Here is a 26612-nt window from a genome sequence, read left to right as displayed (position 1 = left end):
AATTGTAGACTTCTCTTTACCCAACATATTAGACGTTTTAAACCTCCAAAAGTTTCGTGTTTGTCCTTTTTTATAAAAATGATCAATTTGTCATAGTCCTTTGTTTTTATTTATTTTTGTTAACAAACCTGATCCATACTAAGGAAGTCCCATCATTCCTATAACTTAATAAAATAAAAAAAGCATTCGCAAAGGAACGAATACTTTTTCTTACAGTCATAAAAATTTAGTCCTTTTCTTTGAGATGCTGGATCTCATGTCTTAATAATAAAATCGCCATTTGATAATCTTTCGTTTCCATTAGCTGTGCTTGATAAAGTTCCATTATCTCCGCTTCCATCAGCTCCAAATCCGCTACCCTATCCCCTATATAAATAAATGTGCCAAATTTTTTCAGGAATTGCTGAATATCATAAATCGTTTTCATTCTTGTCCCTCATATCATAATAATTTCTGTCTATTTACTTTACTTGCTCTTTAATCTGCTGCAGCAATTTCTGATAATCCTGTTGATCAGGCATTAACTCAGCGGCAATACTAGCAAACTTTTGCGCTTCGTTGAAATTTTCCTCCTGAACATATAGGAGGGCTAAGTTATAATAAGCCTCATGAAAGTCTTTTCTTTGTTCTATCGCTAGGTGTAAATGCTCTTTTGCCTTTTGTATTTCGTTTGTTTTTATTTCTGCATAAGAGAGAAGGAAATAAACCTCTGCAGAAGCTGAATGATCATTAGCATAATTCTGAAGTATGTTTACAGTTTTATCATATTCATCTGTTTTCATATATTCCTGTGCCATGACTAAGGCTGATTGTTCACTTAATACTCGTCCTGGCTCATTAAAGCCATACTTCAACAATCCTGTAATAGATACAATTGCAATAATTATAGAAACTCCTTGAATAAGCAGCCTTTTTTTCTTCGGAAAATGAACAATTCCAGTTGCCAAAAATCCACCGATTAATCCGCCAATATGTCCTGCATTATCGATGCTTGGCATCGTAAAGCCAAAGACAAGATTAATACCTAGAATAACGATAATATTTAAGCCCATCGTTCTAAAGAATAGCTTTGGATAAATAACGCCAAAATACAGCAAGGCTCCGAAGCAGCCAAAGATAGCACCACTTGCGCCTGCTGATAAGTTAGGACTGAAGACAAAGCTTAATAAAGAACCGAAAAATCCAGCAAGCAAATAGATGAAGAGAAAGCGGGCATTGCCATATATTCTTTCGACTGTCGTCCCTAAATAATAAAGCGCAAGTGTATTCATTAATAAATGGAGCAGCCCTATATGTAGAATAATAGGTGTAAAAAACCGCCACCATTCACCTTCGAGAATGAGCGGGTTAAACTTAGCACCATATTCAATAAGTGTAGATGTGTTCGTACTTCCACCCTTCCATTCCAACAAAAGAAACATAGCTACTTGAATAATCATAAATACATATGTAAAAAAAGGCTTTCCATATTGAAATAGGGCTTGTTCCTTCTTATGCCGATTAGATGCTTCCGATAACGCCGCAAGCTTCACTTCTTCAATATCACTCTCCGTATAGCCTTCTCTGTTAATCGATATTGAATGAATGCTTTGAAAAATACTGTTAAGCTTTGTTAAGCTTTCTTCATAATGGGACCGATCGAAAATGATCGAGGTTACCCTTGTTTTTTCTTTGTCTGCTTGAATAAATGGCTTTTCAATTCTAAATTCATAATCATCTACTGGCGGATAAGCGGAGATGTATAAATTAATGACATTCATTTCACCGCGCATAAGCTGCTTTCGAATTCTTTCTCCATTCATCGCAGTATGCTCAATGTCCTTCTGCATCCAATTGCTCCAATCTAAATTATACTTGAGCAATCTAATAACTTGAGCCTCTTTGTTCTCCAATTTTTCCAGCCATAATTCTTGATGCTGCTCAGCTAATTGAACAATGCGATAATTATGTTCCGAAATGAAATAATGGGCAAGCTTCCAGAACAAATAATCTTCTTGTAAATTCACCGGGGTTCCCCCTACTCTCTTTTTCAAGCTTACTTTTTTATATTAATGTAAATATGACATAGAGCCAAAAAACTGAACCTCATTTTTACTATAGGCAATAACTCCTGTAAACGCAAAAGAAAAAGACCTCAAAAGGTCTTTTTCTAATGTGTTTCAGCAGGTCCTGGCGGGAAGACCAATTTCATTAAACGATCTTTCACTCCCGGAAGTCCCATGATGGAATTGACGAAAATTCGGCGTAAAATAGCATTTCTAAATAATACATTCAACGCTCGGTACCGATTTTGAAAAATAAAATATCCGCTAACTCCAATCATGATGATTGATATTATACGACCCATATTCATCCCTCCTTATTCTAGTTTGAGATGAATATATAAATTTTATCCATTTATGGTACCAACTAATAAGAGGAAAAGTAATCCTAATAATGCAGCTAGAAAACCCGATGAAAAGTTCACAATATCATTATTCATCATAATTAGCCCTCTTTTGTAAATGGTTCTTTTCCCGCAATGGTTACTTGCCTCTACTTCAGCCCCGCATATTTTGCACTGATAGACTACTTGGATAAAAGCCCCAAACATCGTATCTATTATATTCCCAACAAATCCAAACACGAAAATAATCAGGAGTCCAGTAAATGAAATAGGAAATAAATAAAAACAAAGGATCGCCACCGAAAAAGACCCACACAGAGCAGCAAAGGTCCCAAGAACGCTAACGGCGCCCGAGGTACCTGCGTCAACCTGTCTCATTGAACGAATAAAAATAGGTGCCTGTTTGCTCGTAGAACCTATTTCAGACGCCCATGTATCAGAATTAGCCGCAGCAATAGAAATGGCAAATCCATAAAACCAGATTTCTTGAGGGTAAGCTAGATAAAGTATGCTAAAAAGAGCAGCCGTACCTCCATTCGCCACTACCTGTACCCAATCTCGGCGAGAGCCTTTTTCATGCTTCTGCTCAATTTTCACTTTGTTTCTTCTTTTGAATTTAGACCATAGACTGGAGCTGGCAAAAAAGAAACCGAGCACAAGCAAGCCTTTAACACCAAAGCCAAGTCCAATAATTAGGCCAGCTATAAACGCTGCTATACTCCCTGAACTGGTTAACAATCTAAAATAATATCCGCAAATGGCTGTAGCGGCTATAAATAGAAATAGAAAACCGGCGTCATTCATTTACACACTTAATCTTTTCGTCCGTAATAATTTTACTGACAGGGATATCATGGTCCTCAACTGGAAGTTTTGAAACAATTTGATCATGAAATGCAAGTGAAAGAGTGTGGCCATTATATTTTGTTAAGAACCGGTCATAATAGCCACCGCCAAATCCAAGTCTATAGCCATTCTCGGTAAAGGCTAAGCCAGGAACAATAATCAAATCTATTTCATTCGGCGATACTTCATCTGTTTCTGATTCGATGGGCTCTAGTAATCCATAGTAAACCGATTCTAATTGATCAAACCTATGTAATGTACGGAATACCATTTCCCTCGTTTTTGGCAGGCATTTCGGAACGACAATCCGCTTTCCCTGTTCCCAAGCCTTTCTAATAATTTGATATGTATCAACCTCTGGCTGCTTGGAAATAGTAACCCCAACGGTTGAAGCTTCCTTCCAATATTTATCCTGAAATAACTGATTGGCAATTTGATAAGAAAGTTGCTCATATACAGGTTTAATTATCGATGAAAGCCTATCAATTATTTTCTTTCGCAATATCTTTTTCTCTTCCATCATTCCAAAGCCCCCCCATTTATGAATTTATAGCCAACAAAAAAAGCAGTAGGAATCACCCCACTGCTTATTTTGTCTCACGATGTGTAGTAGAACGCTTTTCTCTTGGGCAGTATTTTTTAAGCTCAAGACGATCTGGATTGTTTCTTTTATTTTTTTTAGAAATATAGTTACGATCTCCGCATTCTGTGCAAGCCAACGTAATATTCACACGCATGTAATTTCCCTCCAAACTATTGAAAGACTAGTTCGTTCATACGACCTTTTTATAATATCACTTTTTAAATGTAAATGCTAGTGTGTTTTTAAAAGAGACTCGTTTAATTTTATTAGCTCTGTCTCATTGTCCCCGCTAATTATCCATGATTTCCCTTCTATGGTTTGTTTCCCCTTGAAATGACAATCATAGAGAAATAAACTGACAGCATCGCCATTAGCCATCGGATTATATTGAAGTTTTCCTGTTGTAGGACAAGCCCAAATATGATCAGTAAAGACATTCCTAATAGATTGGATGGTGCTAGCCCTGAATGTTTTCCCTTGGCAATACCCATTGGCTAAATGCACTTGATGATTGTCTAAGTGGAAAACAACCTTCTCGGAAGGTGAAATAAATGAAAAATGCTCATGATCTTCGAAAAAATGATTGAATCTATTTCGGCTTTGATAATGCCTATTTTGAATAAGCAGCTTTACATGCAGCTGACGTTCACGAAAGTTGGTAATACTGACATTATACAATTGTAAAGCTGGGGAACCTTTCTCTTGTTGTAAGTGAACTGACAAACCTTCTTCTGCAATCATTGTTTCTACTCCTGGTGTCAGCCAATATGTCTTTCCATCAATCCAGATCCCAGGAATAACTTCTATCCCTTCTTTATTCGAAATTATGTTTTCCTCTGTAGCTTTTGGTTGAATCCAAGTTTTTATTTTCATATTCATTTCACCTCCGAATAAATTGTCAGCATATTAATCCTTTTCATTATTTAGATGAATAAGTAATTCTTCGTATACTTTAACTGTTTCTTCAGCTACTCTCTCCCAGCTAAAAATGGTCTCGACCCGTTTTTTTCCAGACAGTCCGATTTGCTCTGCATGGGATTCATTTTCTAACAAGTACTTAATTTGCTCGATTAAGCTGTCTGAACATCCCGGTTTCATGAGCATTCCTGATCTTTTATGCTGAACTATTTCTTTTAAGCCCCCTGTATTCGAAACAATTGTCGGCTTCCCCGCCTGCATTGCTTCTAGTGCAACGATTCCAAAGGGTTCATAGCGACTTGGAAAAACAGCCATTCTGCAGAGGTTGAGCAAAGCTGTCCTTTGCTCATCCGATACATAGCCAACAAAGAAAAGCAGATTTTGCAGCTGCAATCTATCGACCATCCTCTGGTATTTATCAAGCAGAGGTCCTTTCCCGGCAACTATGAAATATACATCGGGAAATTGTCTTTGCATTTTTTGGGCTGCCTCTATTATTGTGTCAAATCCTTTTTCCTTAACGATGCGTCCAATCGAAAAGATCAGACGCTTATTTTTTTGAATAGGCATCACTTCTAAAGCCTTCAATCCGTCTTTCACATGCGTATTTGCTGCTGTTCCATTTGAGATTATATGAAGTTTCTTTTCGTTTCGTAAACGAAACACTTGATTAAGCTCTCGTTTCATATATTCACTGCAGACAATGACTGTATCCGCTTGAATAATTGATTGTTGTTCCTTCTCGTGAATAAATTTTTGAAGCTCTGTATGGATACCTTTGTTTCTTCCATATTCCGTTGCGTGAATAGTTGCAATTAACGGAATGCGAAGGGTATTTCTTAAGACAATAGCACTTGCTCCAACAAGCCAATCATGGGCGTGGATCAAGTTAAAGCGATATATTTTATCAATCTCCAATGCCTTATTCAGCATGGCTAAGTTTAATCCGCCTATCCAGCTAAGAAAATCTTCATCCTGTTGATTAAATGGGATTACACGATGTATCCGAACACGCTCATTCATTTCTTCCTCCGCCGCTTCATTTGGATTTGAAGTAATGACATGCACTTCATAGTCCATTGTTTGAAGACAGTCAGCAAGTCCTTGAACATGCCTTGATAAACCGCCAACAAGGTGAGGAGGATATTCCCATGATAGAATTAGAATTCTTCGTTTGGTATTTTTTTTAACCATTATACGTGAATTGTCTATTTCCCTAGACATTTTCTTTACATTTGAAAGCTCCAATTTTTTATCTTCATAGGCAACTGTTTGTTTATACTTATATTTTAAGGAAAAGTCCTCGTTCCTGTTATTTGGCACATAATACGAATAGGTGCTAACCAGCTTGGACCAAGGATAAGGTAGATCGGAAGGTTCAGTGCAAGCCCTACGAAGCTCACATTCGCTTTTTAGCGTATCGCTTGCAATGAGATTTGATCGAAGTATGGGAAAGAAATGATTACTTGATAGTTTGATCCCGACTTCTGCATTGTAACTTTGATGTTTCGTAAGCCCCTCAACTATTCTCTGTGATTGATTCCTCCCAATGATCATTTCTTGATCATATGCCTCTCTTCCTCTTATACCCTCTGCGGCATTATAAAGACGAATAGTCTTGGTCAATTTAGAGAAGGATCTGCTGAAATAACATTCCACAAGGTTTCTAATATGAAGAGGAATATCCCATGATGCATAACAAAGGCTGTTGGAAATTATTTTTAAATGAAAGTATCTTTCAGTCATGATGCACCTCATGCTCAATTGAGATAAAGTGAAACTTCAATCAGTGGGGTTTTCTATCATCCCCCACTGATTGTTAGTTGCGGCCCACAGGATGTGGGTCACATAGACGTTGCCACAGGACGTGGCGTTCTTAGTCTGTGTTCCTATAATCGGGCCTTTACGGGCTGTTGATTCCCCACTTAGAAATTTTTGTTTTACTCTACTTCTTGAAGTGGGGGGTCTTACAGCCCGTTAATCTGCGAGAAAACAATATATATGAGTAATAGAGTGAATTTATTCCTTATTTCTATATGTTATCACTGAAAACTCACTCTCACAATGAACGGAAATTGTCGTAATTTGCGTTTTGTTTCTATACTTGCATTTGCTAACTAAGAAAAATTTTTCCTTCCTATCTTTTACAAGAAAGTTGGATTTTTTCGACAAAAACTCTTTTATAAAACCGAATAAAATCCGACAAAAAAACTTTAATCTTTGTTCACATAAACAATCCAAATCGAAATTTGTCACTATAAATGATAAAATATTGGCAGAACAAAAATTGAGGTGACTTATTTGGAATATATAATGATTGGCTTGCTCGCCTTTGCTGTCATTCTGCTAATATGTTCAGTCTTTATGAAGGATCCGTATAAGATTATTCGTGAAGAGATAGATCAGCTATCCATGCAGCAAATTCAAGATATGTATATCATTAAGAAAAAATTAAAGGTTCTTGAGGAAGAACTGCTTGTTAACGATATTGAATTTCAACCGGTTTCTACTATACGTCCTCCTTTGCTATCAAATGAGAAGAAGGAAATCCATGATATTATCAAGAATCAGGTGTGGTCCTTAGTTCAGCAGGGGCTAACAGTAGATCAAATTGCAAGGCAATCATCCTTAACACCAGGTGAAGTTGAATCAATCCTAGCAGAAAAGATCGGAAGAGGATAAGACATGAACAAAAGGAATACACGTGCCTTTGCATTTGGAATACTCGTTGCTGTTTGTATTATTGGCTCATTTTATTTTTCGGCTTTGAAAAAAGAGAAACCGGAAGAATTAACGATTGAAAATGCGAAGACCTTATTAGCTGATCATGAATATATTATTTTAACAAAAGAAAGGTTTCAGGCAATTGAAAATGCAAATAAAGAAGAAGGTAAGGAGACCGAATCACCAAAACAGCCTTCTTCACCTTCAGAATCCACTGAATCAGTTACGGCTTACACGTTAGAAATAATAGGTGGAATGGTTTCACATGACATTGCTGCAATGCTCGAAAAAGAAAAGATTATTGATGATGCGGCTCAGTTTGAAACATACCTTGAGGAGAATGGCTATAGTAAGAGAATACAGCTTGGATCGTTTGAAGTAAAAGCTGGTATGAGCTATAAACAAATAGCAAAAATAATAACAAAAAGCTAAAGAGGCTGAGAACCAGCTTCTTTAGCTTTTTTGTCATTCTATTAATTTAAGTCATACTGCCTTCCTTTAACAAGGTATAAAATACTTTCAGCAATATTAGTGATATGGTCTGCGGATCTTTCGAGAAATCTGCAAATAAAGGAAAGCTGCAAAATTTGCGGCAAAAATTCCGGCTTTTGCATATTAATTTGCATTAAATCCCTGATTGTCTGCCCATATAAATCATCAACCTTATCATCCATCTCTGCTAACTGTTTTGCTTTTACAATGTCTTCATCATTGAAAGCCTCTAAAGATAATTTCAACATCTCTAAAGTAATTTTGTGCATTTCTTTAATATGAACAATAGGCTTTACTAACGGCTCCGAGCCAATTCTAATCGTAGACTTTGCAATATTTACTGCGAAATCAGCAATTCTTTCAATATTTGTTGCAATTTTTATAGCGACAATAATGCGGCGGAGATCAATGGCTACTGGCTGCTGTCTCGCAATTAATAATATCGCAAAATCATTTATATCTTCATACATAAGATTCGCATTAGCATCATTATCAATGATTTCAAGAGCCATCTCAAGATCTTGGCTTTCTAGAGCGATAATGGATTTGGTCAGCGCGTCTTCGGCAAAGTTGCCAATTTCTAATAATTTTCCTTGTAATTCTTTTAGATCAACATCAAATTTTTCACGAACTGACATAACTGGTTATCTCCCCTTACATTCAATTAGCCGAATCTTCCTGTAATATAATCCTCTGTTCGTTTATCTGAAGGTGTTGAGAATATTTTATTTGTTTCCGCGAACTCAATTACTTCACCGTTTAGGAAGAAAGCCGTTTTATCAGAAATACGTGCTGCCTGCTGCATATTATGAGTAACGATTATGATACTGAATTCCTTCTTTAATTCCTGTACTAATTCTTCTACCTTCAATGTAGAGATCGGATCAAGTGCTGACGTTGGTTCATCCATTAATATAACATCAGGCTCAATGGCTAAACAGCGAGCAATGCAAAGACGCTGTTGCTGACCCCCTGAAAGCCCGTAAGCATTTTGATGTAATCGGTCTTTTACTTCATCCCATATGGCCGCACCTTTTAAACTTTTCTCGACAATTTGATCGAGGATTTTTTTGTCACGAATGCCATGAATTTTCGGTCCATAGGCTACGTTCTCATAAATGGATTTAGGAAAAGGGTTCGGTTTTTGAAACACCATTCCAACCTTCGTACGTAATTCTTCTACCCCATAAGACTTATCAAAAATATTTCTGCCCCTGTACGAAATTATACCTGATGTTTTTACAATTGGCACTAGTTCAATCATTCGGTTCAACGTTTTAATATACGTAGATTTTCCACATCCAGATGGACCAATAATGGCTGTCACTTCATTTTCATATATATCTAAATTAATATTTTTCAACGCATGGTTTTCTCCGTACCATAAATTAAGCTGATCGGTTTTATAGACTATATTTTTTGATGTTATATCCGTAACAGTATCTTGGCCTTGAACAAGACGCATTTTTTGCTTTTCTAATGTTGCATTCATATTGAGTTCCCCCTTCATCCACTTCCATTAATATCGTTTTGAGAATTTATTCCGAATTAATACAGCAATTGAATTCATGATTATTAACATCACGAGCAGGACAATAATTCCTGCAGCAGCTAACGATTGAAATTCAGCCTGTGGTCTCCCCGTCCAGTTATAAATTTGCATTGGCAAAACAGTGAACATATCGAAAACAGACTTTGGCAGGAATGCAAGGAACAATGGCAATCCAAGTACAACAAGTGGAGCCGTTTCCCCTATTGCTCTAGACAATGCAAGAATCCCGCCTGTTAATATTCCGGGAACAGCTGCTGGCAAGACTACATGAACAATCGTTTGCCACTTTGTCGCACCCATCCCAAAAGAAGCTTCTCTTAATTCTTTTGGAACAGATCTTATCGCTTCCTGGGATGCTACAATTATGATAGGAAGAACTAACAAGCTCATCGTTAATCCAGCAGCTAGAACACTCGTTCCGAGTGCAAGTGCACGAACAAATACAGTAAGCCCCAATAAGCCAAAAACAATCGATGGGACGCCAGCAAGGTTTGAGATGTTGATTTGAATAAAACGTGTAAAGCGATTTTTCTTCGCATATTCTTCTAAATAAATGGCTGTTCCAACACCTAACAATAATGATACAGGCGCTACAACACCCATAAGCCACACTGTACCAATCAATGCTGTTTTAACACCCGCCAGTTCAGGCTTTCGTGATGGAAGACTTTGCAAAAACTGAAAATCAAGATAAGCGATTCCTTGAGTGAGTATCCGATATAATAATATTCCTAAAACAAGTAAGCCAAACATCGTTGCCATCAAAAATAAAGTTTTAAAGAGAATATTTGTTAATAATCTTGCTTTCATATGTTTAATAACTGTTGAATGTTCAATGATTTTCATTAGTATTCCTCCCTAAAACGACGAGAGATAAATTGGGCAAATAAGTTCATCAATAATGTAAACAGGAATAGTGTAAATCCTACAGCATAAATACTATAATAAATTGTCGTTCCATATCCTGCATCACCTTGGCTAACTTGAACGATATAGGCAGTCATCGTTTGGATCGAACTTGTTACATCCCAATTCATATTTGGAGTGGATCCGCCTGCAACGGCTACGATCATTGTTTCTCCAATGGCCCGCGAAACTGCGAGGACAATCGAAGCAATAATCCCTGAAATAGCTGCTGGCAGCACAACTTTTAAGGATACTTCCAGTTTTGTTGAACCTAATGCGAGTGCTCCCTCACGCATTGAATTAGGTACAGAAGACATCGCATCTTCAGATAGAGATGCAATCATCGGAGTGATCATGATCCCGATTACAATACCTGGGCTTAATGCATTAAATATTTCAAGGGAAGGAATCATCTCTCTTAAGATTGGTGTAACGAACGTTAAGGCAAAAAAACCATAAACAATCGTTGGAATTCCTGCTAATACTTCTAATATCGGTTTAATGATTCTGCGAGTTTTGTCTGATGCATACTCACTCAAAAAAATCGCTGTTGCTAATCCAATAGGGACAGCTACAATTGCAGCAATAATGGTTACCTTTAACGTGCCTATAACGAGTGGCAGTACGCCAAATGACCCCTGCGTTGGCGAGAATGGATACCATTTTTTCGCAGTAATGTATTCTATAATGGAAACTTTACTAAAGAAAGTGAATGTTTCAAATATCAATGTAAACACGATTCCAAGAGTTGTTAATACAGAAACTACAGCTGTTAATAACAAAACAAACGGCACTACCTTTTCAACTGAAGAGCTGGCACTTTTCTTTTGTTTTTTTGCTTGAATCATTTCCTGTACAGAAAATGATGAATTTTGTATTGCCAAAGTGAAAACCCCTTCCATCCACAACAAGATGAGAAGCACAATAATCGCGCTTCCCATCATAAAGTTTTATTGATTACTTAAGACCTTCTACAGTTTCTAAAGCCTTTGTATATTCTTCATCCTTTAATTTTACATAACCTACATCTTCAGATAGCACTGCAGCATTTTCAAGTGTAAATTTTACAAATTCATAAACTTCTTCTTTTTTCACTGATTCGTTCTTAACATAAGTGAAAAGCGGACGTGATAATGGGGCATATTCTCCACTTTCAACTGTTTCGTTTGTTGGTTCTACAGGACCGTTCCCGCCATCAATAGGGACTACTTTCAATGCATCTTTGTTTTCAGCATAATAAGCATATCCGAAATAGCCAATTGCATTCTTATCGCCTTTAACCCCTTGTACAAGAACATTGTCATCTTCAGAAAGTGTTGCTTTTTCCACAATTGGTGCCTCTTCTAGAATCACTTCATCAAAGTAATCGAATGTACCAGAATCAGTACCTGGTGAATAAAATTTAATTTCTTCTTCAGGCCATCCTTCACGGATATCAGACCATTTTTTTACTGTTCCATCTTCTAACCACATTTTCTTTAATTCATCTACTGTTAAATGATCAACCCAAGTGTTGTCTTTGTTCACAACAACTGATAGACCATCGTTTGCTAATTTTAATTCTGTATAAGCGATTCCTTTTTCTTCAAGCTGAGCTTTTTCTTCATCTTTAATTGGGCGAGATGCATTACTGAAATCTGTAGTTCCAGCAATAAATGCTTTAAATCCGCCACCTGTACCAGAGGAAGCAACAGAAACTTTTACTCCAGGTTGTTCCATTCCAAACTCTTCAACGACAGCTTCCATGATTGGAAATACTGTAGATGATCCGTCAATATTAATTTCACCTTGAAGTTGCTTATTTTCTTCACCAGCTTGTTCTGTCTTATTTCCTTCAGTTCCAGCTTGAGAACCGTTAGTTGTTCCCTCATCTGCTGTACCACAAGCTGCTGTGAATGCCAGCACTGCCCCAATCATTACTGATAGTGATAAGTACTTAAAGCTTTTCATTTCTTTATTCCCCCTAAGTGTTTTGTATCATTATGTCCTACATGTATTAGAATAATGTATGACTGTAAATACGGTTTTAACGGATTGTAAAGGTTATGTAAATCGATATAAATGATGTGTAAATTTGTCGAGAAATGAGGACAGAAAAAAAGCCTGCCACGACTATGGTGACAGGCTCTATCTAATCCCTTATTCAGTTTCTTCGACTTCTGTTTCTTCACTATTTTCTATATCTTGAGCGTCATTCTCGACAATATTCCCCATTTGCCTCTGTTTCTTTAATTCGAAATAGGTGTCCATGACTCTTTGACCGATGATTAAATTTGCAGAGTGACCTCGGCCTCCTTGGTATGCCCATGGAACGATAACAGCCATTGCAACTTCAGGATTATCTTCAGGTGCATATCCAACAAGACTTAAGTTTATTACTTCAGGTGGTTCTTTACCAAACTTTTTACGTTCAGGTCCGTCATAGAAGGCTTCTGCTGTACCAGTCTTCCCTGCTGGATTATAGCTTTTCTGGCCGAAATAGCCGTATGCAGTTCCGCCTTGCTCTTGATAAACCTTCTTGAATCCTAGTTGGACACGGTCAAACCATTCTGGTTCAGCATCTACATAATTAAGTACTTTAGGCTGAATTTCTTGGACAATTGGCCCTAACTCATTGTTTTCCAGTAGAGGCTCACGAATCTCCCTGACAATATGGGGTTCCATGCGATTTCCTCCATTTGCAATGGTAGAGACATATTGTGCTAATTGCATATTAGAGTACGTATCAAACTGACCGATCGAAAAATCGAGTAAAAGTCCAGATGTTTTTCCGTAAATACCTTTAAAACCTAGCGTCTCGTTTGGGAGATCAATCCCTGTACGTACTCCTAAACCAAATTGCGCAAAAGAATCCCGAAACGTTGCAAAGCCTTTATCTAATTCTAACGGAAGTGGTCCATTAGGAATGTAGTTCCCTTTACCGATTCTGATTGCGGTATAAAACATATAAACGTTGGAAGAATATTTGAGTGCATTTATATCATTCATCGTTCCAAGGTTTTTCCATGATTTCTTTGGAGGCGTTCTACTAATTAGTATGGGAGCATCATAAAAAGATGTATTAGGCCTAATAACACCTGTTTGATATCCTGTAAGGATCGTTGCCCCCTTAATAGTTGAACCAACGTTATAACTTGATGCTATATTTCCTAGTGCATCATCCTGCATCTCGCTCTTGCCCGTTTTCTCATCCTTAACAATTCTCTTTCCGGCCATTGTCATTATTTCACCCGTATGTGGATCCATCAAGACAACATAAGCTCTGTCAAGCAAAGCAGTTCCGGGCTTTGCTTTCGCAGCCTGCAATTCTTCTTCGATGATCTTTTCGATCGCAACTTGAAGATCCATATCAATGCTAAGGACGAGATCCATTCCTCTTTTACCCTCTGTAATTGGGATTGTCTCAAGAACATTCCCTGCCTTATCAGTGACATTTTTCACCTTAGCCTTTTGACCGTGCAGCACATCTTCATATTGCATTTCAATATAACTCTTTCCTACACGATCATTACGGCTATAATCTCTTGCTAAATAATAGTCAAGCTGCTCAGCTGGCAAACCTTCATCAGAATCCGTTATTTTTCCAAGGACCGACCTCAAGGTTGAACCAAAGGCATAAGCTCTTTCCCAATCCGTCGTCGTATCTACGCCTGGGAGAAGCTGAAGATTTTCACTGACAACAGCAAACTCCTCTGGTGTTACATCTTTATTCTTAACAATTTGTGGTGTTAATGCATACCCGCTTGTAAAATCCCTATAGATCGCAAGAATCTCTAAATCCTTATCAGTGAGTTCGTTTAACTCTTCATCCGTAACACGATCTACCGTCAGACGATAAATCTCCTTATCAAGTTCCTTGCCTTCAAATTTTTCTTTTAATTTATCGATTTCCTTTTCCGGTACTTTTTTATCAGCTCGGTCTTTATTTTTGAGAATCCAATAGTCCTTTTTATCTCTAACCTGCACTTTATCCGTATTTTTTTCGATAAGTTTAGCAAGTCTCTCTGCCACATCTAGCATCTCCGCTTGCTTTGCCCCGCGATTTGTATACGTAATGGCATTTTGCGGTGTATTATCTACAATAACCTTGCCTGTCCGATCAAACATCTTCCCCCTGGGTACTGGGTTATTAACCGTAACGTCCTCTGTCCGCTCAATTTCCCGCCTATAATCATCACCATACACAATTTGCACAAAGCCTAGTCGAAGGACTAGAACAGAAAATAATAAAAACACAATAAAAAATAAAATGTTCAGCCTGACGGGAACATGAGATTTTTTCTTCCTTTTCTTTTTATTCAATTTATATAGACACTTCCTTTTGTAACAAACTTTCTATTTCACTAATCCCATTCTATAAGAAATCAGTAAATTTTTCTAGGAAGAACATACGGAAAGCTGATGCAATATTTGTTAATAGGAAAAAGGGAAGAGCATGCTCTTCCCTTATGCAGATTGAAGCTGTATTTTTCTGATGAAGAAAAATATAATAGAGTGACCAGCACCAAGAAATAGCAGAAGGATTGGAATGCTTTTTTCCTCATTGAAAAAGGTGACTGCTCCCAGAAAGCACAGGATTGAGAATATCCTGCCCAAATTCACGAAAATTTCCCTTACAACAATATATTCGATTCTCATTTCAGCAGCCTTCCATCCTTTTCCAATCACATCATACGTCATTGAAATATATGGAACGAGCAGAAGAGGATAGGCTATTGCAATGGTGGCTGCATAGATGAGAAGTTTGGAGTAGCTGATATCAAAGATAATCAGGAATATCGCCAAATACAATATTATACCGCCTACTAAGATAGCCCTTTTACGGTACTGTTTTTTTAGGAGCCTTGAAACAAAATAGTACGCAATAAATGAAACTCCTGAGTTGACAAGTCCATATGCCCCTAAGGCAAGTTCACTGCCTGTTGATATAAAGACAAAAACCGATATGACAAATGCAAATGTACCTTCACGCAGCCCTTGAAAGAAGTGAGCGTTCGTGATTAGCTGCCAATTCTTATTATTTTTTCGTTCTGCTAATATTCTTCTAAAATAATACTTTCCTTTTGCCGGCCTTCTTTTTATAAAAAAGCTTAAAAACACGGCCAATGAAAAAAGAGCTAAAGATGTACCGAAGATGATTGTATATCCCGTAAATTTTTCTAACTTAGAAATAATTAAGCCTGCAGCTATTGGACCAATCATTCCTCCAACAGAAGACAAAATCCCAAGAAAGCCGTTAAAAAAATCACGATTTTCCGGTTCGGTAATTTCAAAAGTTAAAACATTAAATGCAAGCCAATAAAAACCATATCCAATACCAAGCAATGCACCGAGAAGCAGCAAAAACTTTGATGCTTGTGTTCCTATTATTAAAACCGTTAAATAAAAGGCAGCTAAAAAAATAACGCCAATCCGGAGAACAATTACGCGATCAACTTTCTTTGCCCACCTGCCTGCCAAAATAAACGTTAACGGCTGAATGACAACAACGGTAAGATTATACAAACCTAAATCCTTAAAATCACCTGACTGCTTCCAAAGATAAATATTCACAAACGTATTAGACAGAGCCACACTTAAAGAATATAGGCCCCCGATAATAAGCAGCAACCCCAAATCCTTCGTTAAATCAACTTCACCGATCAACTTTTTAACCTTACTCATAAAAAAACTCCCCTTTGTGTCTAAAGGGTAGTTTCTAACTAAGCAGTTCCTCTTATACCAACTTAATAAAAAACACGGCAAGGATATCCCTGCCGTGTAATTAAATGTGTATTATTTTGCTGCAGTAAAGCGTTTTGAAACCTCATCCCAGTTTACAACATTCCAGAATGCACCGATGTAATCCGGACGACGGTTTTGATAATTTAAATAGTAAGCATGCTCCCAAACATCTAAACCAAGAATAGGAGTTTTGCCTTCCATTAATGGAGAATCTTGATTTGGTGTGCTTGTTACTTCAAGCTCGCCATTATTTACTGAAAGCCATGCCCAGCCAGAACCAAAACGTGTAGTAGCAGCTTTAGCAAATTCTTCTTTAAAGCTTTCGAAGCTTCCAAATTTACCGTTAATAGCGTCAGCTAATTCTCCTGTTGGCTCACCGCCGCCATTTGGAGAAATTACTTGCCAGAATAAAGAGTGGTTTGCATGTCCGCCGCCGTTATTACGTACTGCAGTACGTGCAGCTTCTGGAACAGCATCTAAGTTTGCAATCACTTCTTCAACTGATTTAGAAAGAAGCTCTTCATTTCCTTCTAAAGCGTTATTTAGGTTTGTTACATATGTGTTATGGTGCTTAGTGTGGTGAATATTCATCGTTTCTTTGTCGATATTCGGTTCTAAAGCATCATAAGCATAAGGTAATTGTGGTAATTCAAATGCCATTATTAATTCCTCCTATGTACATATAATTTTCCACTCAAACAATTCTAGATTTCTTGCAATTCTGAAATTAGAATCATTCTTTATGGTTACACTTTAAGATTACCAAAGTTAGATAATCGTTTCAATTAAAATGCTTCTCCACTCATATACATTTCCCAATAAAATTTATAATATTCCTAAAAGAATAGGTTATATGACCATTATGAAATAAATAACCATTACCGCTTGTATAATCCCCTTTGTCACAACACTGCTTATAAAGCCTATAACAGAGCCAAAGCCTATCTTAACAGCTTCCTTCCATTCTTTCTTGTTAACGGCTAGCTCAGCAAGGATAGCCCCTAAAAAAGGGCCGATTATGATACCGAACACTGGAATAACAAATGGGCCAACGATAATTCCGATTGTACTGCCCCAAATCCCAGCTTTCGAGCCCCCATATTTTTTTACCCCAATCATATTGGCTAAATAATCTGCTCCAAATAATAAAATGACAAAAAGACCTTGAATCACCCAAAAAAGCCAGTTAAACGGTTCAAAAGAAAATAAAAAACCATATAAGAAAAACCCTCCTAAGATAAAAAGAACGCTTGGAATAATCGGGTAAACGAGGCCAATAAAGGCGATGACGAATAATAAAATAATTAAGGTCCAATTCAGATACTCCATATAAGGCAAAGCACCTCCGAATAATAAAAGGTAAGGAGTGTTCTCCCTACCCTATATTATAGACTAATCATCTTCCCCTAAAATAGCTTCAGCGATATTTACAGCATGGTCGCCAATTCTCTCAAGATTACTTATAATTTCAACATACACGATTCCAGCTTGAGCAGAGCATAATCCCTCATTTAAGCGAAGAATATGCTGTCTGTGAAGCTTTCTTACTATATTATCAATCTCTTCTTCTTTTTGTACAACATGAATGGCTGCTTCCTTATCATTATGATCTAAAGCATCTATTGACTCGGAAACTGTTGAAATGGTTAACATAAACATTTCATTTAAGTCAGACATCGCTGAATCTGACAATAAGATTTTATTTGCTTGCTGGTAATCAATTAACTCGATAATATTTTCGTAATGATCACCGATACCCTTAATATCTCTTACTGTATCCATTAGCATTATGTGCTCTTTAGATTCATGATCAGACAGTGAGCTTGTTGCCAGTTCTACTAAATAATCAGTTATTTTTCGATCTAGTTTATTAATTGCTTCCTCAATCCGCATCGCTTTAGCGGAATGCTTTTGATTCTTTGTTTTTATGTATTCATGGGTTTCTTCTAAACCTTTTATAGAAAAATGGCCCATTCGCAAAACTTCTTCTTTTGCTTGTCCAAGTGCAATCGATGGTGACTGCTCAATAAAAACCGGATCAAGATGGTTGGCTTTATATTCAATGACTGAATCTGCTGAAGATTTCTTCAGCCCGCCCCTCATAAATATTATTACAAATAAAAATATCACTAACCCGCCTAATAATTCAAAAAGTGTCTGCGGAATATTCAGTTCCACTTTCCCCAACCCCAGATCGTAAAATTCGACAATTCTCAACAAACTCCATACAATTATTAATTGAATATTTTTAGATGTAAAGGAAACTCAAACTAAATTTACAATACCTTAACAAATCAGCTTAATATTACAATTGTATTACGGTTTTCGGAAAATTAATTATATATTTAAAGCTTGTACAGATGATTTTAGCAAGTTAAAATTATATGATGAACTTTTCTAAGGGTGGTCTAAATGAATATTTTCAAACAATTATTTAAAAGTCTTTATTCTCCAAGGGACATTTCCATGTTTCGATTTCAGGGGATTGGAAAAACGATCCTGTATGTTTTTTTTCTTGCCCTAATTTCTATCCTTCCATCCGTTTACTTTTTAAGTTCCGGACTGGTAAATGGAGTCAGTGAAGTAGAAAAAAGCCTTGGTTCTGAACTGCCTCCATTTCATATTGAAAATGGAGAGCTTCATTCTGATACAAAAGCCCCTGTTATTCTCAACAAAGAGAACATTACGATTATTTTCGATTCGACCGGCACGGTAGACACGGATGAATTAAACAATAGCAAAAATACGATTGCCATTCTAAAAAATGATGCGTATTTTATCGCTGGAGGGCAGGTTCAATCATTGCCGTACTCCATGTTTAGTGATATTTCGATTACAAATAATGATTTGCTTGAGATTCTGGCTACTGTTAACTCCTCACTTGCGATCATTATTCCGTTATTAGGAGTGATTATTCTTATTTTTGCAAGCGGGGCGAAATTTATCGAGGTTTCTTTCCTTGCCTTACTTGGCTTGCTCTTGAAAAAAATGCTTAATAGAAATATTCAATATCGTCATACTTGGCGACTAGCCGCCTATAGTGTCACACTGCCAACTATCTTTTTTACAATTATGGATAGTCTTCAGACGGAGGTACCAAATGGAGCTCTGCTTAATTGGCTTGTTGCGTATATCATTCTATTCCTAACTATTAAAGAAATCCCCCTGCCAAAAGCAAAAAAATAAAACGTGCATTAAGCGCGTTTTATTTTTTTTCCTTTTTTATTAGCGAACACCTTGTGAATATCGAAATTCTGCATTTAGCTCGGCTAGTGATTGAGAGAGTTCCTTCAGTTTTTCGCCTGATTCATGGTTCTTCTTCATTTTGATCATTTGTTTTTGAGATGCTTCAACAACCTGCTCTGCGCTTGCAAAGGTTTCCTGTGAGACTGAGACAAAGTTTTCAGTTACAGATTCCATCTTAGGAAGAGTATCATTCAGTCCAACTAATTCACCCTGTGCATGACGAATCATTTCACTTACTGCGGCAATTTCGAGCATTAACAAATCAAAGGATTTTCTGCTGACCGATGCCGTTTCAAGATGTGATTGAAAATGAACAAGCATTTCTTCGAATTCATTCGAAGCCTTCAGAGAGATTAGCTCCATTTTTTCAATGGTATGCTTTATTTCCTCTGTGGCTTGCGAAGATTGCTCTGCTAAATTCCTTACTTCATTAGCAACTACCGCAAAGCCGCTACCCGCTTCTCCTGCCCGCGCTGCTTCTATGGCGGCATTTAATGCCAAAAGCTTAGTTTGTCCCGCCATCTGCTGGATAAACGTAACAATTTCAGCTATTGATGCTGAATGTTCCTTCACCTCCTGAACGGTAGCGGAAACGGTTTTGAATTCATCGCTCAAGTGATTAAACGCTTGAATAAGATTCTCGACACTCAATTCTCCATCATGAGCTGATTCATTCATGGATTGTGTTTTATTCATGATTTCCTTCATTTGTTCAAAAATATTATTAATAGCATCTCTCATACTTTGAAACATTTGGATACTATTATCTGAACTGCTGGCCGTTTGTTCAGCACCCAATTTCACAATTTGAATCGCCCTCATCAACTGCTCGTTTTCCACCATTACCTCACCAGATATTTGTTGCAGATCTCCGCCTGTTTCTGATAAATCCCTAGTAGTGGCCGTTATTTTATATAAAAGCGAGCTCATTTGTTTAATCATCGCATCGAAGCTTTTGATAAGAGAGGTAATTTCCGGTGTTGTTGTGTTTGCCTTCACTCGAACATCTAAATTTCCATTCCGTGCTTCCTTCATAACCTCTCTCAGCCTTGATAATGGACTTGTTAAATTTCTTACTAATAAAATAACAATAACTGAGGTAATAGAAAGACTTATGATGACTGCAATTATTATGTATTTGGCCATTTCATTCACTTCTTTTAAATATTGACTTTGCGGGATAGCAATGACATAAATTCCTTTTAGCTCCTGAACGGACTGAAATGAAATAGTGTAATCGTCTCCGTCAATATTTTGATGAATGAGTCCATTTTGTTTTTTCATTATTTTATCAATGGTTGATTGGGAAAATTTGATCTTCGTATTTTTACTAATTTGGAATGGAGTGGCTCCTTTTTCATTAACTAAGAAAAAGCTCCCGCTTAGCCCATCTTGTGCAAGCCCAGCATCCTGGCTTTTTATCACCTGATTCATTTTTTTATTAAACTTGTCTTCATTGCCTACATAGATAAGCATGAGATTTTGAGATAAATCATAAATCGATTTTACTTCTTTAATCAATCTCTGTTCAATTAAATTTACTGCCGTATCCTTTGATTTTCCGTAAGAGATATATGCTATAGATGAAACGGTCAATAGGAGCAAACCTAAGATGAGAACAAGCAGTCTTGTTTGCAGAGTAATTTTTGCTAATAATGTTCGTGTTGCAGCTTGAATCTTCCCCACTAACAAATAATTTCCCCCTTCCAAAATCAATTTCATTATGGCAGAGAAGTATTAAGAAATTGTAAAGAGTTAGTAATATTTCCATTAATTTTTCCAACTAAAGTTCTATTTTTTTTGTAGAAGCATACATATTTGGTAAACAGCTTATTTATTCCGGAGGTTTTCCTATATGAAACGTCTTGCCCTTTTTCTACTATCAGTCCTTGTTATTTATGTTATATATTTTGACCTAACTAAAGGAACCCTTCCTATTCCTACTGTCGATGAACCAGTTATTGAAGCTATGGCGGAGAATGAAACTTTATTGCCCTATTTTGAAAAAAAAGTTTCATCAGGTGATACAGTTTTATCGCTTGTAGAAAAAAACATAAATGCTCCGCTTTCTGTTTCTATTTCCAAAGTCATTTCTGATTTTAAAATTTTAAATAATGGCTTAAGTCCGGAAAAAATTAAATCCGGTTACATTTATAAGTTTCCTGATTATCGTAACTAAACATCAATTTCACCTCGGTGAAATTGCGCCCAGATTTTTATCGATCTCCGCTCGATAAATTTCCACTAAAAAATCTGAGGCATCCGCCGGAGGCTTTAACTTCATTCAGTCGGGAATTTGACTCCAGCTTAAATTGGATACCTTTTGGCAGTCATTTCCTACATAACAAGTAGCTGACTTCTGCTGAATGAAGTTAAAAATTTACCACTGCTGGATAAACCATCATTCTTGTCAATATCAATGAAACACTGATACAATAGCAATGGATTAGAAAAAAAGTATTATTGAGAACTGTTAATAGAAGGAGCGAATCTCCATTGAGTGAAATCATACATCGTACAAAAACACGTCCAGTTAAGGTTGGACCATTAACGATTGGCGGCAGTAACGAGCTGTTTATCCAAAGCATGACAACAACTAAAACGCATGATGTCGAGGCTACTGTAGCTGAAATTAAACGTTTAGAGGAAGCTGGCTGTCAGATCGTACGTGTAGCTTGTCCGGATGAAAGGGCTGCAAACGCCATTGCAGATATTAAAAAGCAAATAAACATTCCGCTCGTTGTTGATATTCATTTTGACTATAAGCTTGCTCTGAAGGCCATTGAAGGCGGAGCTGATAAAATAAGAATCAATCCTGGAAATATCGGAAAGCGTGAGAAAGTAGAGGCGGTTGTAAAAGCCGCAAAAGAAAAAGGGATCCCAATCCGAATCGGAGTAAATGCTGGCTCATTAGAGAAAAAAATTCTTGAAAAATATGGTTATCCAACTGCAGATGGAATGGTTGAAAGCGCACTTCACCATATTAAAATTCTTGAGGATCTGGATTTCCATGATATTATCGTTTCAATGAAGGCATCTGATGTTAATTTAGCTATAGAAGCATATGAAAAAGCCGCAAAGGCATTTGATTATCCACTGCATCTTGGAATTACAGAATCCGGTACTCTTTTTGCGGGTACTGTGAAAAGTGCAGCTGGTCTCGGTGTTATTCTCAATAAAGGAATTGGAAACACACTCCGTATTTCTTTAAGTGCAGACCCTGTTGAAGAAGTCAAGGTAGCTCGTGAATTATTAAAGGTATTTGGATTATCTTCTAATGCTGCAACATTAATTTCCTGCCCTACATGCGGCAGAATTGAAATTGATTTAATCAGCATTGCGAACGAGGTTGAGGAATATATCCAGAAAATCAAAGCACCAATAAAAGTAGCAGTCCTTGGCTGTGCGGTAAACGGGCCAGGTGAAGCACGTGAGGCAGATATCGGTATTGCCGGCGCTAGAGGAGAAGGACTTCTATTCCGTAAAGGGGAAATTGTTCGGAAAGTCCCTGAAGAAACGATGGTCGAAGAATTAAAAATTGAAATCGATAAAATTGCAGCTGAATACTTTGCTAAACAAGAAGAAGAAAAAAAGAATGCTGAAACAGTAAAGCAAGACTAAGAAGAGGGTGACTAAGTCACCCTCTTCTTTCATTTAAATTTGATTATGTTAAAAAAATGGAAGGATAAACATCCCTACAATAATGGATACTACCCCAATGCCAATTGCCCAGCTCCCTAAGCTTAAAGCTCCCCGGCGCCGCGCGATGAACCCAAGTACAATACCCGTTGCTCCAAATAAGACTGGGAATACGAACAAAGAGATAATGGAAAGAACTAATGCAGCAATCCCCATTCCTCTTCCCGCTGTTTCCGCTTCATTATCTCTCTCATTTATTGTATTTGTTCTACCCCTGTCAAATGAAATAGGTGCAGCAATCTCAGCAGAGGTTTCTTCATTATAATCCGCAGCTCCATATTGGTTCTTTTCGCCAATGTTCTCGCTATGACGAAGATCATAATCCTCGTAATCACGTTCTTGATCTGCCATCCAAATCCCTCGCTTTCAAATATGGAAACATTCGTTTCCCCATGTTGCAGCCTGACTTTCTAAGGAAACAAAGATTTATTTGAGGCATTTCGGAGCACGCTTTTGAAATGGGCTCAAAGTTCTTACGATTCCCGTAAAAGTATTTTTTTTTGGAGCATTAATATTGTTTACGAAAATCCCCATTTTAAAGATGTTAATGTTTTACTATGTCCCATGTTTTTACTAAATTTCTTTAGTCTAATACACACTTCTGATAAGATATAGAAGAACTTGTTTTTAAGGGGAGTATTAAGAATGAAAAAGCGTTTTGGTATTGATATTGATGGGACAGTTTCATGTCCTTCTTCAATGATCCCATTTTTAAATAAAGCCTTTAATTTAAACATTACTTTAAATGATGTTAAACAATACGATCTTACCCATTTAGTAGAAATTACAGAGGAAGAATTTGCACATTGGTTTGCTGAAAGTGAGCCGGCTATATATGCTGAATCACCGCTTGCTGTGGGGGCTAAAGAGATTTTGAATAAATGGGAAAAGGAGCATGAATTATTTTTCATTAGTGCTCGGGGTTCGCACTTACTGAAGCTTACTGAGGAATGGTTTTTAAAGCATGCGTTATCCTTTCATCACATTGAGTTAATTGGAACCCATTACAAAGTAAAGGCAGCTAAAGATTTCAAAGTCGATATCTTTTTTGAAGATAAGCATGATAATGCTGTGATGATACACGAAGAATGCCAAATTCCTGTTATTTTATTTGATACTCCGTATAACCAGGATCCAATACCTTCTGGAGTAATTCGCGTAAAAAACTGGATGGAAGCAAACGAATGGGTAGATAAATGGTTAAAAGAAGGCTAAATAAAAACGGTGTTAAGCCGTTTTTATTTAGCCCTCAGCTGACACATTCTGGGCAGCGGCCATATATTTCAAATTTATGTCCGGAAATATCATAGCCCTTTAAATTGTCCTGCAGCTCTTGCATCGGACACGTGTCAATTTCTTTAGTTTTCCCGCAATCCATACATATAAAATGATGGTGATGATGTTCATGCGCGCAAGTATAGCGAAAATGCTTCTCCCCAGAAAGTTCCGTCATTTCAAAAATGCCAAGCTCGACAAATAAAGATAAATTTCTATAAATGGTATCAAAGCTTAAGCCAGGATAATCATCCTTCATCCATGTCAAAACATCACGTGCAGTTAAATATTTATTACTTTTTGCAAAAAACTGCAGCATTTCTTCTCTTTTTCCTGTATGTTTATAGCCCTTTTCCTTTAATAGCTGTAATGCTTCATTGATATCCACTTCATTCACCTCATTAAAATGAACTCTATGTCAGATTTGCTATATGTTAGTTGTGAATTTTTTGAACAAGATCGTCATGATCAAAATAAAGACCGCGATTATAACGATTGTTCCGCCTGGGGCTAGATCTAAGTAATAGGAGAGTGTCAGCCCGCCTAGTACGGAAGTTTCGCCAAATATTACTGAAAAAAAGATCGTTTGTTTAAAGCCTTTTGCAATGCGAATACTGGCTGCGACCGGTAAGGTCATTAAAGAAGAAACTAACAGAATCCCCACAATTCGCATCGATGCAGCAATCACGAGTGCAACCATGATGATAAATATAAAATGCACCCATTTTGCAGCTATCCCTGAAGCCTTTGCATGTTCTTCATCAAAGGAAAGCAGGAATAATTCTTTATACAGAAGGAAGATCATTGATATGACGAGAATACTGATAATTAATATCGTCCATAAATCAACACGGCTTACTGCACTGACACTTCCAAATAAATAACTAAATAAATCTGTATTAAAGCCATCTGCAAGAGAAATAAAAATAACGCCTATCCCAATCCCACCGGATAATATAATAGGAATAGCCAGCTCTTGATAATGCTTATAAACAGATCTTAGCTTTTCAATAAATAAAGACCCTGTCACAGAAAAAGCCATTCCCATATAGATGGGATTCAATCCGCTTAATCCCGTCACTTTCTTTTCGAAATAGAGACTTGCTGCTATTCCGGCAAGGGTAACATGGCTTAATGCATCGGCAATAAGTGACAGCCTTCGGACAACAATAAATACACCTAATAATGGTGCAATAATTCCAATAATAATTCCCGTTAAAAAGGCATTTTGCAAAAATTCATATTGTAGTATCCCCGCTAGCATTGCCCTGCTCCTCCATGCTGGTGATTATGGTGATCATGATTATGTGTCAGGATATGAATGTCATGACCATAAAAATCAGACATCTCCTCCATTTTCAACTGCTCAAACTCATTAGTTTCCCCATGAAAATGTAAATGCTTATTTAAACAAGCAACATGAGTAACCTTGTCAGATATGGCGCCAATATCATGTGTGACTAAAAGAAGTGTAATTCCTAATTCTTTATTTAGGCTATCAAGCATCTCGTAAAAGGATTGCACATTTTGTGCATCAACTCCCACTGTAGGCTCATCTAAAATCATTAGTTTCGGATCACTTACTAAAGCTCTTGCTATGAATACACGCTGCTGCTGTCCTCCTGAAAGCTCCCCAATATTACGTTTTTGAAAAGGGAGAAGCCCTACTGAGTCGATAGCTTTTATAACCTTTTGCCTGTGCTCATTTTTCATAAACTTAAAAAGACCAAGCTTTTTTGTTAATCCACTAGCTACCACCTCATAGACGGTTGCTGGAAAACCAGTGTTAAATGAGTTTGCCTTTTGAGAAACAAAGCCAATTTTGTGCCAATCCTTAAATTTGCTTATCTCCTGACCAAAGAGCTGAATTTCACCTTTTTGCGTTTTAAGCAGCCCTAGAATTAGCTTTAATAAAGTGGATTTCCCCGAACCATTTGGACCAACAATTCCAAGAAAGGCCCCTTCTTTTATGGATAAATTTATATCTTCCAGTACGTTTTCTTTTTCATAACGATAAGATAATTGATTGATATTTATTATAGGCTTATCATGTGCCTTCATTTACTATCACCTTTTTAAATTAAGAATCATTCCGATTTAACAAAAGTTAGTATACAGGAAGAAAAAATATTTGTAAAGAAACAAGGCACTTACCTTTAATTAGATTATTGCTGTCACATATTGCCTATCTCCTTCATAAAGTACTACGGAGGAGTGATGAGAGATGAAGATCTTTGAAAATATCATCAATCATAAAATAA

28 protein-coding genes and 1 pseudogene are annotated in these 26612 nt (G+C 37.0%); 6 read left to right on the top strand and 23 right to left on the bottom strand.

Annotation, left to right across the window (positions count from 1 at the left end):
- Nucleotides 1-226: 226 nt before the first annotated feature.
- From V7164_RS09180 to V7164_RS09145, 8 genes are all read right to left on the bottom strand, one after another.
- The gene (locus V7164_RS09180) at nucleotides 227-427 is read right to left on the bottom strand and encodes a YqgQ family protein (RefSeq protein WP_335347797.1); all 201 of its coding nucleotides are present in this window, start codon (nucleotides 425-427) and stop codon (nucleotides 227-229) included.
- Nucleotides 428-461: 34 nt separating this feature from the next.
- Complete coding sequence (locus V7164_RS09175; protein WP_335353957.1) at nucleotides 462-2006, bottom strand: rhomboid family intramembrane serine protease; 1545 nt, start codon at nucleotides 2004-2006, stop codon at nucleotides 462-464.
- Between the two features lie 143 nt (nucleotides 2007-2149).
- Nucleotides 2150-2347 carry a hypothetical protein gene (locus V7164_RS09170; RefSeq protein WP_335353956.1) on the bottom strand — a complete coding sequence of 66 codons (198 nt, stop codon included), beginning with the start codon at nucleotides 2345-2347 and terminating at the stop codon, nucleotides 2150-2152.
- A gap of 42 nt (nucleotides 2348-2389) precedes the next feature.
- Nucleotides 2390-3190, bottom strand: a complete 801-nt coding sequence (locus V7164_RS09165) for a DUF92 domain-containing protein (protein WP_335353955.1) — start codon at nucleotides 3188-3190, stop codon at nucleotides 2390-2392.
- A complete protein-coding gene (locus V7164_RS09160; RefSeq protein ID WP_335353968.1) occupies nucleotides 3183-3752 on the bottom strand; it encodes a 5-formyltetrahydrofolate cyclo-ligase in 570 nt (189 codons plus the stop codon). The genes V7164_RS09165 and V7164_RS09160 overlap by 8 nt, the downstream gene beginning before the upstream one ends.
- Before the next feature lie 67 nt (nucleotides 3753-3819).
- Complete coding sequence (gene rpmG / locus V7164_RS09155; RefSeq protein WP_057771568.1) at nucleotides 3820-3969, bottom strand: 50S ribosomal protein L33; 150 nt, start codon at nucleotides 3967-3969, stop codon at nucleotides 3820-3822.
- Nucleotides 3970-4046: 77 nt separating this feature from the next.
- Entirely contained in the window at nucleotides 4047-4688 is a 642-nt protein-coding gene (locus V7164_RS09150; protein WP_335353954.1) for a hypothetical protein, read from the bottom strand.
- 33 nt (nucleotides 4689-4721) lie between these two features.
- Entirely contained in the window at nucleotides 4722-6479 is a 1758-nt protein-coding gene (locus tag V7164_RS09145) for a glycosyltransferase family 4 protein (RefSeq protein WP_335353953.1), read from the bottom strand.
- 555 nt (nucleotides 6480-7034) lie between these two features.
- On the opposite strand from V7164_RS09145, the gene V7164_RS09140 reads away from it, so the two are divergent.
- Both V7164_RS09140 and V7164_RS09135 read left to right on the top strand, forming a co-directional pair.
- Nucleotides 7035-7415 carry a hypothetical protein gene (locus V7164_RS09140; protein ID WP_335353952.1) on the top strand — a complete coding sequence of 127 codons (381 nt, stop codon included), beginning with the start codon at nucleotides 7035-7037 and terminating at the stop codon, nucleotides 7413-7415.
- Between the two features lie 3 nt (nucleotides 7416-7418).
- The gene (locus V7164_RS09135; RefSeq protein ID WP_335353951.1) at nucleotides 7419-7889 is read left to right on the top strand and encodes a hypothetical protein; all 471 of its coding nucleotides are present in this window, start codon (nucleotides 7419-7421) and stop codon (nucleotides 7887-7889) included.
- Between the two features lie 41 nt (nucleotides 7890-7930).
- Here the strand turns inward: V7164_RS09135 and phoU are convergent, their stop codons facing one another.
- The 10 genes and pseudogenes from phoU to V7164_RS09085 all read right to left on the bottom strand — a co-directional run.
- Nucleotides 7931-8587: a phosphate signaling complex protein PhoU gene (gene phoU / locus V7164_RS09130; protein WP_335345343.1), complete on the bottom strand. Its 657-nt coding sequence runs from the start codon at nucleotides 8585-8587 to the stop codon at nucleotides 7931-7933.
- Nucleotides 8588-8613: 26 nt separating this feature from the next.
- On the bottom strand, nucleotides 8614-9414 hold the full coding sequence (gene pstB / locus V7164_RS09125; RefSeq protein WP_335345354.1) for a phosphate ABC transporter ATP-binding protein PstB: 801 nt from the start codon (nucleotides 9412-9414) through the stop codon (nucleotides 8614-8616).
- Nucleotides 9415-9468: 54 nt separating this feature from the next.
- A complete protein-coding gene (gene pstA, locus V7164_RS09120; protein ID WP_335345344.1) occupies nucleotides 9469-10347 on the bottom strand; it encodes a phosphate ABC transporter permease PstA in 879 nt (292 codons plus the stop codon).
- Nucleotides 10347-11255 carry a phosphate ABC transporter permease subunit PstC gene (gene pstC / locus V7164_RS09115; protein WP_438824012.1) on the bottom strand — a complete coding sequence of 303 codons (909 nt, stop codon included), beginning with the start codon at nucleotides 11253-11255 and terminating at the stop codon, nucleotides 10347-10349. The genes pstA and pstC overlap by 1 nt, the downstream gene beginning before the upstream one ends.
- 109 nt (nucleotides 11256-11364) lie before the next feature.
- Complete coding sequence (locus tag V7164_RS09110; RefSeq protein WP_335345345.1) at nucleotides 11365-12357, bottom strand: PstS family phosphate ABC transporter substrate-binding protein; 993 nt, start codon at nucleotides 12355-12357, stop codon at nucleotides 11365-11367.
- Between the two features lie 189 nt (nucleotides 12358-12546).
- A complete protein-coding gene (locus V7164_RS09105; RefSeq protein ID WP_335345346.1) occupies nucleotides 12547-14709 on the bottom strand; it encodes a peptidoglycan D,D-transpeptidase FtsI family protein in 2163 nt (720 codons plus the stop codon).
- Between the two features lie 144 nt (nucleotides 14710-14853).
- A complete protein-coding gene (locus V7164_RS09100; protein ID WP_335345347.1) occupies nucleotides 14854-16071 on the bottom strand; it encodes an MFS transporter in 1218 nt (405 codons plus the stop codon).
- 111 nt (nucleotides 16072-16182) lie between these two features.
- Nucleotides 16183-16791 carry a superoxide dismutase gene (locus V7164_RS09095; protein ID WP_335353950.1) on the bottom strand — a complete coding sequence of 203 codons (609 nt, stop codon included), beginning with the start codon at nucleotides 16789-16791 and terminating at the stop codon, nucleotides 16183-16185.
- 189 nt (nucleotides 16792-16980) lie between these two features.
- A complete protein-coding gene (locus V7164_RS09090) occupies nucleotides 16981-17460 on the bottom strand; it encodes a DUF456 domain-containing protein (RefSeq protein ID WP_335345349.1) in 480 nt (159 codons plus the stop codon).
- Between the two features lie 63 nt (nucleotides 17461-17523).
- Nucleotides 17524-18204, bottom strand: a pseudogene (locus tag V7164_RS09085) (Na/Pi cotransporter family protein); the annotation flags it as partial.
- Between the two features lie 339 nt (nucleotides 18205-18543).
- Between V7164_RS09085 and V7164_RS09080 the strand changes: the two are divergent.
- Nucleotides 18544-19317: a DUF1189 domain-containing protein gene (locus V7164_RS09080; protein ID WP_335345350.1), complete on the top strand. Its 774-nt coding sequence runs from the start codon at nucleotides 18544-18546 to the stop codon at nucleotides 19315-19317.
- 39 nt (nucleotides 19318-19356) lie between these two features.
- On the opposite strand, the gene V7164_RS09075 is transcribed toward V7164_RS09080, so the two are convergent.
- Complete coding sequence (locus V7164_RS09075) at nucleotides 19357-21063, bottom strand: methyl-accepting chemotaxis protein (protein WP_335345356.1); 1707 nt, start codon at nucleotides 21061-21063, stop codon at nucleotides 19357-19359.
- Nucleotides 21064-21232: 169 nt separating this feature from the next.
- On the opposite strand from V7164_RS09075, the gene V7164_RS09070 reads away from it, so the two are divergent.
- Nucleotides 21233-21556, top strand: coding sequence for a hypothetical protein (locus V7164_RS09070; protein ID WP_335345351.1), 324 nt, complete (start codon nucleotides 21233-21235; stop codon nucleotides 21554-21556).
- A 317-nt stretch (nucleotides 21557-21873) separates the two neighbouring features.
- A complete protein-coding gene (gene ispG / locus V7164_RS09065) occupies nucleotides 21874-22998 on the top strand; it encodes a flavodoxin-dependent (E)-4-hydroxy-3-methylbut-2-enyl-diphosphate synthase (protein WP_335345352.1) in 1125 nt (374 codons plus the stop codon).
- A 48-nt stretch (nucleotides 22999-23046) separates the two neighbouring features.
- Here the strand turns inward: ispG and V7164_RS09060 are convergent, their stop codons facing one another.
- Entirely contained in the window at nucleotides 23047-23427 is a 381-nt protein-coding gene (locus V7164_RS09060) for a DUF4190 domain-containing protein (RefSeq protein ID WP_335345353.1), read from the bottom strand.
- 294 nt (nucleotides 23428-23721) lie between these two features.
- Between V7164_RS09060 and V7164_RS09055 the strand changes: the two genes are divergently transcribed.
- Nucleotides 23722-24291 (top strand): hypothetical protein, encoded by a 570-nt coding sequence (locus V7164_RS09055; protein ID WP_335348199.1) that lies wholly within the window; start codon nucleotides 23722-23724, stop codon nucleotides 24289-24291.
- Nucleotides 24292-24325: 34 nt separating this feature from the next.
- Here the strand turns inward: V7164_RS09055 and V7164_RS09050 are convergent, their stop codons facing one another.
- The 3 genes from V7164_RS09050 to V7164_RS09040 are packed head-to-tail and all read right to left on the bottom strand — an operon-like array spanning nucleotide 24326 to nucleotide 26412.
- A complete protein-coding gene (locus V7164_RS09050; protein ID WP_335348193.1) occupies nucleotides 24326-24739 on the bottom strand; it encodes a Fur family transcriptional regulator in 414 nt (137 codons plus the stop codon).
- Nucleotides 24740-24778: 39 nt separating this feature from the next.
- The gene (locus tag V7164_RS09045) at nucleotides 24779-25615 is read right to left on the bottom strand and encodes a metal ABC transporter permease (RefSeq protein WP_335348194.1); all 837 of its coding nucleotides are present in this window, start codon (nucleotides 25613-25615) and stop codon (nucleotides 24779-24781) included.
- The gene (locus tag V7164_RS09040; RefSeq protein WP_335353949.1) at nucleotides 25609-26412 is read right to left on the bottom strand and encodes a metal ABC transporter ATP-binding protein; all 804 of its coding nucleotides are present in this window, start codon (nucleotides 26410-26412) and stop codon (nucleotides 25609-25611) included. The genes V7164_RS09045 and V7164_RS09040 overlap by 7 nt, the downstream gene beginning before the upstream one ends.
- Nucleotides 26413-26612 lie beyond the last annotated feature (200 nt).

Source organism: Bacillus sp. JJ1474, from assembly GCF_036965225.1.
In the GTDB taxonomy this organism is placed as follows: domain Bacteria; phylum Bacillota; class Bacilli; order Bacillales; family Cytobacillaceae; genus Cytobacillus.
The sequence above is the reverse complement of the archived record's forward strand: the minus strand, read 5'-3'. Positions and strand labels throughout refer to the sequence as shown.

Coding starts and splice junctions, on each gene's coding strand:
- V7164_RS09095 (WP_335353950.1), bottom strand. CDS start 16,791: ATGGCATTTGAATTACCACAATTACCTTATGCTTATGATGCTTTAGAA.
- V7164_RS09170 (WP_335353956.1), bottom strand. CDS start 2,347: ATGGGTCGTATAATATCAATCATCATGATTGGAGTTAGCGGATATTTT.
- pstC (WP_438824012.1), bottom strand. CDS start 11,255: ATGATTCAAGCAAAAAAACAAAAGAAAAGTGCCAGCTCTTCAGTTGAA.
- V7164_RS09055 (WP_335348199.1), top strand. CDS start 23,722: ATGAAAAAGCGTTTTGGTATTGATATTGATGGGACAGTTTCATGTCCT.
- V7164_RS09180 (WP_335347797.1), bottom strand. CDS start 427: ATGAAAACGATTTATGATATTCAGCAATTCCTGAAAAAATTTGGCACA.
- pstB (WP_335345354.1), bottom strand. CDS start 9,414: ATGCGTCTTGTTCAAGGCCAAGATACTGTTACGGATATAACATCAAAA.
- V7164_RS09160 (WP_335353968.1), bottom strand. CDS start 3,752: ATGGAAGAGAAAAAGATATTGCGAAAGAAAATAATTGATAGGCTTTCA.
- V7164_RS09145 (WP_335353953.1), bottom strand. CDS start 6,479: ATGACTGAAAGATACTTTCATTTAAAAATAATTTCCAACAGCCTTTGT.
- V7164_RS09080 (WP_335345350.1), top strand. CDS start 18,544: ATGAATATTTTCAAACAATTATTTAAAAGTCTTTATTCTCCAAGGGAC.
- V7164_RS09070 (WP_335345351.1), top strand. CDS start 21,233: ATGAAACGTCTTGCCCTTTTTCTACTATCAGTCCTTGTTATTTATGTT.
- V7164_RS09060 (WP_335345353.1), bottom strand. CDS start 23,427: ATGGCAGATCAAGAACGTGATTACGAGGATTATGATCTTCGTCATAGC.
- V7164_RS09110 (WP_335345345.1), bottom strand. CDS start 12,357: ATGAAAAGCTTTAAGTACTTATCACTATCAGTAATGATTGGGGCAGTG.
- V7164_RS09150 (WP_335353954.1), bottom strand. CDS start 4,688: ATGAAAATAAAAACTTGGATTCAACCAAAAGCTACAGAGGAAAACATA.
- V7164_RS09165 (WP_335353955.1), bottom strand. CDS start 3,190: ATGAATGACGCCGGTTTTCTATTTCTATTTATAGCCGCTACAGCCATT.
- V7164_RS09100 (WP_335345347.1), bottom strand. CDS start 16,071: ATGAGTAAGGTTAAAAAGTTGATCGGTGAAGTTGATTTAACGAAGGAT.
- V7164_RS09040 (WP_335353949.1), bottom strand. CDS start 26,412: ATGAAGGCACATGATAAGCCTATAATAAATATCAATCAATTATCTTAT.
- V7164_RS09135 (WP_335353951.1), top strand. CDS start 7,419: ATGAACAAAAGGAATACACGTGCCTTTGCATTTGGAATACTCGTTGCT.
- rpmG (WP_057771568.1), bottom strand. CDS start 3,969: ATGCGTGTGAATATTACGTTGGCTTGCACAGAATGCGGAGATCGTAAC.
- V7164_RS09045 (WP_335348194.1), bottom strand. CDS start 25,615: ATGCTAGCGGGGATACTACAATATGAATTTTTGCAAAATGCCTTTTTA.
- V7164_RS09090 (WP_335345349.1), bottom strand. CDS start 17,460: ATGGAGTATCTGAATTGGACCTTAATTATTTTATTATTCGTCATCGCC.
- pstA (WP_335345344.1), bottom strand. CDS start 10,347: ATGAAAATCATTGAACATTCAACAGTTATTAAACATATGAAAGCAAGA.
- phoU (WP_335345343.1), bottom strand. CDS start 8,587: ATGTCAGTTCGTGAAAAATTTGATGTTGATCTAAAAGAATTACAAGGA.